Annotated in this window: 11 protein-coding genes; all 11 read right to left on the bottom strand. The window is 42.5% G+C overall.

Annotated features, from left to right (window positions below):
• Positions 1-87 precede the first annotated feature (87 nt).
• The 11 genes from CHF41_RS01480 to CHF41_RS01435 are packed head-to-tail and all read right to left on the bottom strand — an operon-like array spanning position 88 to position 8942.
• Entirely contained in the window at positions 88-315 is a 228-nt protein-coding gene (locus CHF41_RS01480) for a phage holin (RefSeq protein WP_119875701.1), read from the bottom strand.
• A 7-nt stretch (positions 316-322) separates the two neighbouring features.
• Complete coding sequence (locus tag CHF41_RS01475) at positions 323-616, bottom strand: DUF7365 family protein (RefSeq protein WP_119875700.1); 294 nt, start codon at positions 614-616, stop codon at positions 323-325.
• A gap of 33 nt (positions 617-649) precedes the next feature.
• Positions 650-778 (bottom strand): hypothetical protein, encoded by a 129-nt coding sequence (locus CHF41_RS10265; protein ID WP_276308855.1) that lies wholly within the window; start codon positions 776-778, stop codon positions 650-652.
• A 25-nt stretch (positions 779-803) separates the two neighbouring features.
• The gene (locus CHF41_RS01470; protein ID WP_119875699.1) at positions 804-1289 is read right to left on the bottom strand and encodes a hypothetical protein; all 486 of its coding nucleotides are present in this window, start codon (positions 1287-1289) and stop codon (positions 804-806) included.
• Positions 1279-1512, bottom strand: coding sequence for a hypothetical protein (locus tag CHF41_RS01465; protein ID WP_119875698.1), 234 nt, complete (start codon positions 1510-1512; stop codon positions 1279-1281). Before CHF41_RS01465 ends, CHF41_RS01470 begins: the two co-directional genes overlap by 11 nt.
• A 15-nt stretch (positions 1513-1527) precedes the next feature.
• Positions 1528-4692: a phage tail spike protein gene (locus CHF41_RS01460; protein WP_119875697.1), complete on the bottom strand. Its 3165-nt coding sequence runs from the start codon at positions 4690-4692 to the stop codon at positions 1528-1530.
• Complete coding sequence (locus tag CHF41_RS01455; protein WP_119875696.1) at positions 4689-5384, bottom strand: phage tail protein; 696 nt, start codon at positions 5382-5384, stop codon at positions 4689-4691. The genes CHF41_RS01460 and CHF41_RS01455 overlap by 4 nt, the downstream gene beginning before the upstream one ends.
• Entirely contained in the window at positions 5385-7721 is a 2337-nt protein-coding gene (locus CHF41_RS01450) for a phage tail protein (protein ID WP_119875695.1), read from the bottom strand. It lies immediately after the preceding gene.
• Entirely contained in the window at positions 7706-8095 is a 390-nt protein-coding gene (locus CHF41_RS01445; RefSeq protein WP_119875694.1) for a DUF5361 domain-containing protein, read from the bottom strand. Before CHF41_RS01445 ends, CHF41_RS01450 begins: the two co-directional genes overlap by 16 nt.
• A gap of 11 nt (positions 8096-8106) precedes the next feature.
• Positions 8107-8370: a hypothetical protein gene (locus tag CHF41_RS01440; protein ID WP_119875693.1), complete on the bottom strand. Its 264-nt coding sequence runs from the start codon at positions 8368-8370 to the stop codon at positions 8107-8109.
• A gap of 2 nt (positions 8371-8372) precedes the next feature.
• Positions 8373-8942 carry a phage tail tube protein gene (locus CHF41_RS01435; RefSeq protein ID WP_119875692.1) on the bottom strand — a complete coding sequence of 190 codons (570 nt, stop codon included), beginning with the start codon at positions 8940-8942 and terminating at the stop codon, positions 8373-8375.
• Between the last annotated feature and the right edge of the window lies 1 nt (position 8943).

The raw sequence follows: 8943 nt of genomic DNA, 5'->3' as shown, positions 1-8943 counted from the left end.
CTAAGCACGAAAGCGATATAACCCATAGGTAATAACATCATCATTAACAATAAGCGTTTTATCGCTCTCATGCTATGTCTCCTTTACTTATTTTGGTTCTTCATAGTTCATAGCCCGCTCGCTGTCAGATAGACCTGCTGTTGTAGGGTCTTCTACAATCCCCACAATCGCAAGAACTGTCAAGACAGTATTTAAAACTTCTTTCCAGTTTTCAGGGAACACATTCAAGCCTATCTGTTGCGCCAGTAGCGCCACGGCTGATAATAAAGCAACCCAAAAACGTGGATTGCGTAAGCGTACTTTCCAGTTAATCATGTGTATGTTACTCCTTTCGTGTTAAACTCTTGACATCATGCTTGACTTCTTCGAGCGTTGTAGATAAGTGCTTGACCTGTTCCACAATCGCATACATAGCGCGATATTGCTCATCGTGTCCGTCAAGACGTGTCGCATTATGCGCAGCTTTTGATTCGGCTTGCTCCACTTTCATTTCAAGGACAGTCATACGATGTTCCGCTTCCTTGATTTTGCCTTTATTTGTAATGTACATACTAATACAAGGAATAGCTGTTCCAACAAGCCAAAGCAAAAACTCTGCTTTGATACTTTCTGGCATAGTGTCTCCTTCCCTTAAAGAGTAGCCTTGCGACTACTCTTTATCTAATCCAGTTTCAGCCAACTTCACCAACTCCTGCACCCGCTTACGAAAGCGTTTTGGCACTTGTTCGATTGTAATCCAGCCTTCTAAAATTTCCATCGCGTAAAAATTAACCATCATAATTGTCCCTCTTTCTGTTATCGTTTTAATTGTTTTCAATAGTTGTTTCATGTTCATCATCTGAAACTACCTCTGTTTCTGCGGTATCTTCCGATTCTTCATCGTCATCAGACATCTCTTCTTCACTGTCTTTGTCCTCAAAAAGCATACCTAACGCTTCATTAAGGGTCAAGGACACCGTACGAACCATCGCCTTGACCTGCTCCGTTGCCTGTCTGATTTCCTCAGTCGAAGCCTTCGCCTCATCCGCTGCTTCCTGAGAAGCCTTGGCAGCCTTTGTCGCTTCATTGACCTTGTCATTTAAGAGCTGGTCTGAGAAGGCTTTAACATACCGAAGCGTGAACCAATCAAGCGCTAGCTTAATCAAATCTGCGTCTGAATCGTTTGTGTGGTCACCATCCAGAGTTGCATTGAATAAAACGGTCTCTCTGTCATCACTTTCTTTTATCCCGACAAGTGTTTTGCCTGTCGTTGGATTGTAAGAAGCCGATGAATAAACCCTAAGCGCCATGTGCTACCTCCTCTTCTAGTTTCTTAGTCTGCTCATCAAAGAGCTCTTTCAAGTCCTTGTCCGAGTCTAAAACTTTTTGGACAAATGCCAAATCCTGCACAACCTGCGCCTTTTCTTCTGTTACCTGCGCTAGACGTGCACGATACTCCGCAGATTCCAACGTCTTATTCTTAACTTGATCAGACAAGTCCGCAATCATGTGTGTATATAAGTACTCGTTCATGTGTTTCTCCTTCGCTTACGTGAATTGAGTTGGATTAGTTTCTTCTTTATAAGTTAAGCTGTAGATATTTCCAATTCCTCCCCATCCGTGTTGTTCAAACTTATTGCTAATAAGTTGTAAAATTCTCCCCAAATTCCACCAGCCGTTGACTGCCGTAGGATAGAAATAAAATCCGCTATTGTGTTTATCTTGGAAATTAGTAGAGTGAGCCATGATAATCCTATCTGCGATGATGTCGACACGGTCCCATTGTGTGTTTCTATCATCACGAATGACTCTGACACCCGCAAAATCACCTGTCCATCCACCTTCCCCTTGTGTATTTCGCATAGCTTCGACAGACTGATGAGAGGTATTGCCTAAGGCCGTCAGAACACCTCCGCCTCGACTATCCTTAAACATGAGGGCTCCAATGGTATTATGCCCCTTTGGATGTTTTTTCTCTCTGTAAAAGATATTGCCGGTTGATTCAAACTTAAGTGTTGCTTTTTCTTTAAATGAAATTCCAGCGTTATCAAGGTCAATCCTCATCGCACCGTTTCGTGCTTGCAAGACTCCGCTCTTAATTCGTGACGCACTCAAGTCAATCGCTTGAATCGCTGTAATAAACGCTGATTTAGCAGTCAAATTTCGAATCAGTGCATCATTTGTTGTAAGTTTATTGATTAGTGCGGTATCTACCTTCAGCTTATCACCCGTGATTGCCTCTGAAGCAATCATGTTTGACGTGATAGAGTTTGCGGTCAGGATACCTGCTCGCACGCTATTTGCGTTTAGTTTATCAGCTGTGATAGACCCGTCAACGATTAGCTCTGCACCAATTTTCGGCATAATGGATAGGTTACACACCTCCCACACATCAGAAGATGAGACGTTCATATAAAATCTGATACCAGACACGCTTTTACCGCTAGTTGTAGTAAATTTGGAAGTTAAGCTAAAAGGCGCCTTGGTCGTGTTCATAAGACTAGATGTATAGCCCGTTCCCACCCTGCTTCCATCGCCATAAAATACCACGCAGTAAAATTGCAGACTACCACTTCCTGATACACGCATAGCCTCTCCTGTAATCGAAAACTCTCTCTCATTAATCGCCAAAGGAATGTCCATCACATAACCACTTTGGGTCACACGCCTGCAAACATTCTTGTATTCATCGCTTACAAGATTGTATTGTTTTGAGGTAATAACTATCTTATCTGTCACCGCCCGAATTGCTTCTGGTTGAACTGTCAAAAGACTTGCGACTGCGTTTCCGTCTAGGACCTTTCCAGTACCTATTTGAACACGTCCATCTTCAATCAGAACCTCAGATTTTTTCAGAACACCATCTAAATCCAACGAAGAAACGCTAGCAGATATACTATCTATGCGTTGTTCAACCGACGCAAGACTGACCTCGTTGTCTTCTGGTGCAGGTTTTGGAGTAGTAGCGACAGTTCCATCTTCTAGTTGAGGGACTGCAAAGTACAATTCGTCGCCATTTGAAAACTTGTCTTCACTTTCATCATATAACGCAACACCTGTCCAACTGCTATTACTTGGATGTAACGTTACAACAAAACTCTTACTGAATCGTTGCCACTCCGTTGTAATATCTTTTTCGCCAAAAAGACCACCTGTCTCGTGCCCAAAGTTTGTTAATTTGCGATTTCGGTTCGCCTTAACATAGACACTAAACGTCACTTCACGACCTAACCATTCGCTCGTTGTCAAATTGATAAGACCCAAAGAAATGCCCGAATTCTTTTCTGCGCCGTGATAAGTTGCCTTTACCGCATATCCACCAGGAATACGACTATCCGTAATGCGTTCAAAGCGCCAATCCCCATGATTCTTCAAGATTCTGTCAAAACCCGCTTTGAAGCTATAATCACGTATGTAGTTACGACTTCCGACACGGATATTTTGAAGCTTCTGACGTGTTTCCTCTATGCTTTCTAATAACGATTGCCTCTCAATTATTGCTTCATTACGTTGGTCAGTGAGCGCTATGTCGAAATCATCGGCTAGCTGAGCATAGCCTTGTTCAGCCTTGGCTTTGGCTTGTTCGATACTGTCTTCAATTGCTTCTTTCTCTTTGTCAAATTTCGCATCGAAAGCACGATTGGCATTTTCGATTTCTTTCGCTAAACGGACATCGAAGTCCGAAAGCAAGGCTGAGGTAGATTCTGACACAGCGTCGTTGACCATTCCACTAAGTGTACTTCCTATGGATTGGAACACTTTACCAAATCCGATTGATTTCAATTTTTTGGACATGGGCGAGAAATGATATTTAGAAATCTTTATCCGAATATCAGTATCAAATTGCTCATGATATACGCTGACCGTATCAAACAGCTTGACGGGGACATCCGACTTACCTTTCACCTCAAGTTCTAAACTATCCTCTACAAGGTCACACAAATTACTAGCAAAGTAGCGCCTGCCGTATTCTTTCAAACTTGCAACATCTTTTACCGATTCGTCGTTGACCTCCATGGTTGCTTCGTAAATCTGACTATATTTATTTATCAGTGGGCTATCTACAGTAACTCGAATGACCTGCTCCTTCTTGCTTTCTTGAGAAGTGAGTTTCTTTCGAAAATGAATCCTTGTCCGTAAGCTCTTGACTGACTTACTCTCATGGTACTTGCTTAGATTTTTCTTATACATGAAAAGGGACTCGTTTTCAGTCCCTCCATTTTGCAATAATTGCACATCATACTTATCACGGACAAGGTCACCACCCCATTGACCAAGGATAGAGTGCTTATCTTTAGCGAGTACATCCATCACAGACTTATCAGCCACATTCAGCGTATGACGTCCCATAATGTCAGAAGAAAATGAAAACGGATGGCTACGAACGATAGAGCCAGCAAGAGCATTCATCACCATCTGACCTACAACTCTATCTACGTTTATGCTTGACATAGTGTAATAATTTAATAGCGTAAATACTTGATTTGCATAAATCTGCACATAGCCATTTTCTTTGACCACATCAAAGATAAAAAACTCCTGCTCTCCATGCAAATCATCCGCCAAAAGAAAGGTCTCTGTTGTTAACAAAGACCACTTCTCATCCGTCACTGGAAACTTAAAAGAAAGCTGGTAGGTGCTGTTTGCTTCTTGGACAATATCATCGTCCCAAGCAAGATTCAAAGGGATATTCCCCTCTTTTAGATAAATCAAACCCTATACCTCCAATTTCCCTTTATGGTTATTTTCGACACACTGCCACTTGTCGTCACCCCAGAGCGACCAGTTGCGATTTCAAAGAACGGACCACGTTTTCGGATGGTATTTTGGATTTGTCCATCCTTATTTAAAATCTTCTGCTCCCGATGACGGCAATCAATTGTCGCCTTTCCGTTTAAGATCAAGCGCATGGTTTGTTGGCCAATGGTCAAACTAACATCGCCTTGTCCTTCTATGATAATGATTGGCTCCGCATATACTGTCCCCTTGTTGACAACAGAGCCACTGCTTGCTAACACCACATCCTCTACATTCTTCATATAGCGGAAAGGATACATATCAAGCGTAATGTCAACCGTCCAATGGTGCATTCCATACGGTTTATATTTGCTTGATTTAAAATCAGCATAAAACAAACTGCCTAACTGGTACCAAAATTCTACTTCATTCTTTTCGCTACGAAAGACCTCGACTAATCGTTGTACATCCTCCAACGTTTTAACGAGAAAAGTCAATGTTCTTTCATAGTTATCATAAGCGCCATCCCAGATAGTGACCTTCCCATTTGCGCCATATATCGTTGTAGATTCAGCCACACGAGGCGCTGCGCTTTCAACCTCTCCAGCATCAATTAACTGACAATAAGGAATGTCAGAAGTATTGAAACCATTGATAATCATATACATCTACATTCCCTCCCTTGCCATAATTTGTCCATGAGTACGATAAGTACTCTGACCAATCTTTTCACCATCCAAGTACACAGACAAATCCTTGTCCAAAATCCCTTGCAGTAACGTCTCCACACTCGCTAGACGGTCTAAAAGACCTGATTGAGTAGAAACACCCATAGAATTTTTTAACAGGTTGTCATTAGTTAAACTTTGACGAACATCACTAGTCAGACTAGCTTCTAGCCCATCGTCTCCAAAAGAATCCACCAAAGCTCCAGCCATTCCGCTGACAGTAGATTGAACCTCTCTAAAGTTAGCAACTAACCCCTGATTCAGTCCACCCATAATCGCTTTACCAGCAGGAATCAGCAACCGCTTATCGTAGGAAATCGGCCCCTTATGTTCAGCAATCCAGCCTGCAATACCGCCGACAAAGTCTGTCACAGCTCCCCAAGCAGATTTCAAACCACCTAAAAAGCCATTCATAATCGCTGCACCAGCACCAGAAATATCAATATTTGCAAGTCCTTTGATTGTTGAGATGATATTATTGACAATCCCCGTCACACTCCCACCAACGCTAGACACAATGCCACCGAAACTGCTGAAGGCAGCCTTAACGGTTGAAATTGCACCTTCAATAATTCCTTTTGCAACATTGACGACATCTTGTATCGCCATCCATGCAAGCGAGAAGATGTTTTTCAAAACACCTACAGCGTTTCCAGCGCCACTAAAAGCCAACTTGATATACTCGATGGCCGTGCTGATAAGATTTCCAGCGGTCTGAACAGCTGATTGAATGTTAGACCATGCATTCTTGAGAATATTACCCATTCCTTCTCCGATAGAACCTAAATTAGTAAACAATCCAATGGCAACGCCGACCCACTGAGCAATCATGCTGAAGACTGGCTCAAATTGCTTCAAACCATCAACTAGAAATGCTATAACTGGCGTTAAAAAGTCAATCGCAATCTTTAATCCGTCAAACAGACCTGAAATCCCTATCATAATCCCTTGAAATACCCCTCCAAGGAAAGACCCTAGAATTTCAAAAGCTGGCATCAAGGCATCAGCCAGTATAGAAATCAATGGTTGCGCCGCATTCCACAAACCAACAAAGGATTGAACCACACTATCAATCGCAGGACCAGCAATCGACATAAACCGACTAAAGCCCGCTTCTAAGGCGGGGATAATAGCAGATATCAAATCTTGAATCCCACTAAAATCTAACTGAGTAAAGCCATTTGCAATGGTTTCAATAACTGGTGCCACAGAACTAGCAATCGTTTGAAACAGACCAGGTAATTGCCCAAAAGCAGTTTGAAAACCTTGAATGACAGGTTGAATGGTCGTCATGACTTTTGAGCCAAAACCAGCCATTCCACTGTCAAAACCAATCCCCAATTGCTCTAGCATTTGCTGACCACCAGACAATAAAATAGGCCCCGCAGTTTCAAAAACAACCGCAAAAGCCTGTGGTAAACCCTTTAAAATATTTCCCACCATCGGAAAGAAATTACTAAAAAGAAAGGTAGAAGTCGTTTGAGCCAGTGCCACTAATGACGGCTCAATATCCGCACCCAAAGAGAGATTGCCTAGAACATTTTGAGCAGCAGACTTCATGGATTCAAATGAGCCACTAAAAGTTGTTGAGGCTTCTTTTGCGGTTGTTCCAGTAATATCTAATTTCCCTTGAATGGCATGGATTGCAGAATACACATCTGAGAGATTGTTGATGTCATACTTAACACCGGTCAGCTTTTCCGCATCAGCCAGCAACCGTTCCATTTCAGACTTTGTCCCGCCATAACCAAGCTTCAAATTATCCAGCATCGTGTAATTCTGCTTGGCAAATCCCTGATAAGCGTTTTGGATGAGCCCCATATCAGTCCCCATTTTGTTGGCGTTATCAGACATATCGACCATAGCCATGTGGGCCACTTCTGCAGATTTTGCCGTATCTCCGCCCAGTGATTGCAACAGGCTAGCGCTAAAACCCGTAACGCTTTCCATGTAGGCATTCGCAGACAGCCCAGTAGTTCTATAGGCTTCGTTCGCATACTGTTTGACAGTATCAGCACTAGTTTTAAATAATGTTTCAACACCACCGATAGATTGCTGGAGGTCTGCCCCTTCCATCAAGCTAGCAGAAAAGAGCTTCCCAATCCCTGCGGCTGCCACAATTCCGCCAACTGCTTTCACAAGAGTAGAACCAAAGCTCAGCCCTGCACTTTTACCTGCCGATTCAGCTTCTGGACCCATAACATTTTGGATAGCTCCGCTAATACCTTTAGCCGAAGGTACAATCTGCACGTATGCCTTGCCTAATTCAGTTGCCATCGACTCTCACCCCCTATCTTTTCTAGTAGTGCCCGTTTCGCTTTTTCAAAATCCTCACCAGATGAAAAGACCAATTCTTGTCTCTCAACTTCCTTGTGGAGCAGTTTGTTCACAATAGAAACCGGCGGATTTGCCCCTTTTTGACCATCTTTCGTCTGTGCCCAGTACAACAGACTTAATCGGTCTAAGATTCCAGCTAAGACCAACGTATCAAAAGCAATCTCTTGATGAGAAAGAATCATCTTAATTCTTGAATCATCTCGTAAACCACCCGCTAGAATAGCCACCTTACTAGCGGGCAATGCTTGATAATCCACTATATGATACGTTTCAGCCAAGTCACAAATCAACGCCTCTTCATCAGTCTGAATCATCTTGATGAGGACTAAGAGTTTTTTAATTCTTTGACCGACTCGAAAATATCTCTAATCTCGTTACCAATCAAAGCGTTTGGGATAAACCCATTCTCATTGCGCAAATGCTCCTTCAGCTTTTTAGCCTGTTCATCACCCAGTAGCAATTTGACAACTTTAGAATAAAGCAGAGGATTATCGTCCACCTCTGCCATTGCTTCTAACAATTCATAGTTATCCAAGCGCTCTTCACTAATTTCAAATGAAAATCCTGATTCCGTTGTTCCTTTTAACATGCTTATCCTCCCACCGTTGGTTTAGCCGCTTGAATATACTCATAGTGAGTGTTTTCATGTTCGTCCGGCAAAGCCTGTATTGTTATTTCATAGCCGACATTTTCACCATCTTTATAGCTGATTTCACCTACTTCAGAAACCTTTGCACACGGTAGCACGATCCGTTTCATGGCTCCGCCCTTCAAAAGCATTTCAATGATGATACAGTGTTCCTTCAATTCTTTTGAGTTGGCTGTAATGGTAATTCCAGTTGATAAATCACCAGAAACATTCTCATTACCATACACTTCTTTCAGCACATCGACATTCAATGCCTCAATCAACGTATAAGAAAAGGTATCTTCTTTTTCTGTCTGAACAGAGTTGACCGTATCCCCTCCCCAAGCCTTAATGTTTTCGCTTGAAGGAGAATTTGAGTTTGTAGCGCCATCTTCTGACACATAGCCTAAAGCGACAAAAGCTGCATCTAGCTTACTTGTTGCATTCGTAGGCAATTTAGTTCCGAGTGGTGCAGAATAAATCGCACCACCAACTTTCGGCTTTGCAGCCGTTACATTTGTTGCATTTGACATT

The organism is Streptococcus respiraculi (assembly GCF_003595525.1).
Lineage (GTDB): Bacteria > Bacillota > Bacilli > Lactobacillales > Streptococcaceae > Streptococcus > Streptococcus respiraculi.
The sequence above is the reverse complement of the archived record's forward strand: the minus strand, read 5'-3'. Positions and strand labels throughout refer to the sequence as shown.

Bases quoted from the DNA above. Each gene is read 5' to 3' on its own strand.
- CHF41_RS01480 (WP_119875701.1), bottom strand. From the start codon at position 315: ATGATTAACTGGAAAGTACGCTTACGCAATCCACGTTTTTGGGTTGCT.
- CHF41_RS01475 (WP_119875700.1), bottom strand. From the start codon at position 616: ATGCCAGAAAGTATCAAAGCAGAGTTTTTGCTTTGGCTTGTTGGAACA.
- CHF41_RS10265 (WP_276308855.1), bottom strand. From the start codon at position 778: ATGATGGTTAATTTTTACGCGATGGAAATTTTAGAAGGCTGGATTACA.
- CHF41_RS01470 (WP_119875699.1), bottom strand. From the start codon at position 1,289: ATGGCGCTTAGGGTTTATTCATCGGCTTCTTACAATCCAACGACAGGC.
- CHF41_RS01465 (WP_119875698.1), bottom strand. From the start codon at position 1,512: ATGAACGAGTACTTATATACACACATGATTGCGGACTTGTCTGATCAA.
- CHF41_RS01455 (WP_119875696.1), bottom strand. From the start codon at position 5,384: ATGTATATGATTATCAATGGTTTCAATACTTCTGACATTCCTTATTGT.
- CHF41_RS01450 (WP_119875695.1), bottom strand. From the start codon at position 7,721: ATGGCAACTGAATTAGGCAAGGCATACGTGCAGATTGTACCTTCGGCT.
- CHF41_RS01445 (WP_119875694.1), bottom strand. From the start codon at position 8,095: ATGATTCAGACTGATGAAGAGGCGTTGATTTGTGACTTGGCTGAAACG.
- CHF41_RS01440 (WP_119875693.1), bottom strand. From the start codon at position 8,370: ATGTTAAAAGGAACAACGGAATCAGGATTTTCATTTGAAATTAGTGAA.
- CHF41_RS01435 (WP_119875692.1), bottom strand. From the start codon at position 8,942: ATGTCAAATGCAACAAATGTAACGGCTGCAAAGCCGAAAGTTGGTGGT.